1 protein-coding gene and 1 pseudogene are annotated in these 873 nt (G+C 36.5%); both read left to right on the top strand.

Features of this window, described 5'->3' with window-relative positions; genetic code table 11:
- On the top strand, nt 1-419 hold a 419-nt coding region (locus RTW80_RS26270; RefSeq protein ID WP_312721012.1), incomplete at its 5' end, for a peptidoglycan-binding protein.
- Nucleotides 420-487: 68 nt separating this feature from the next.
- Nucleotides 488-873 (top strand): annotated as a pseudogene (locus RTW80_RS26265) (TIGR04141 family sporadically distributed protein); the annotation flags it as partial.

Here is an 873-nt window from a genome sequence, read left to right as displayed (position 1 = left end):
CATCAGGTGGTGGGTACTATGGTGGCAGCACTCCTTATTATCCAAAAACATACAGCTCACCAAGCTCATCTGGGTCTTCAAGTTCAGGAACAAGTTCCTCATCGTCCTCTTCCTCTGTGCGTTCGCTTCGTTCTAACGACAATAACAACTCTACTACTACGAATTCTGTTGGAACTACAGAAGCTAACCGTGCAAGTAATGGGCTGACTTCTGGTACAGAGAAGCGTAAGCGCTTAATCATGCGGGTTCAATTCGCTTTGCTGGACAAAGGTTATTACAACGGGAATATTGACGGCATAATGGGGCCTTCCACAAGGCAGTCAATAAAAAATTATCGCATTGCGAACGGACTACCAGTGCCCTCAAGTGAAACCTTGGATACACAGTTGTTAAATTCATTGAGTATTTTAGCTCGATAAATCAAGTATATTAAAAATTTTTCACTTTAACATTAACTTGTATGAATATATATTTCAGAGGCGATTAAATGTCAGTCAGCTATAACATATATAGAATGCCATATAAGAGTCTTCCAGAATTGACAAAAAAAATCATTAAAGAAGGGCTTGTCGAACAAAAAACTATTCTACATCAATCTTATCAACTCAAATTTTATTTTTCTGATAAGTTAAAAGGAAATGAAGTATGGTGGTGGGATGTTTTTAGTGATTTCTTCAATGAAGAAATTGAAAAGCCTCATAATATATTCTATTTTGGCCTGCTAATAGGATTTAAAGAAAAGGACCCTGAGAATTGCTATCTTATCAGTCTTGGTAAATCACATTTTTATCTCAGCAAGTTTATTGAAGCAGACTTTGGGCTGAATGTGGCAATGCGTATAGCTAATGATGAAAATATTTTACTCAAGAAAAG

Origin of the sequence: Escherichia sp. AM3 (genome assembly GCF_032029835.1) — a bacterium.
GTDB classification, from domain to species: Bacteria; Pseudomonadota; Gammaproteobacteria; order Enterobacterales; family Enterobacteriaceae; genus Escherichia; species Escherichia coli.
This window is presented reverse-complemented; position numbering and strand designations above follow the sequence as displayed.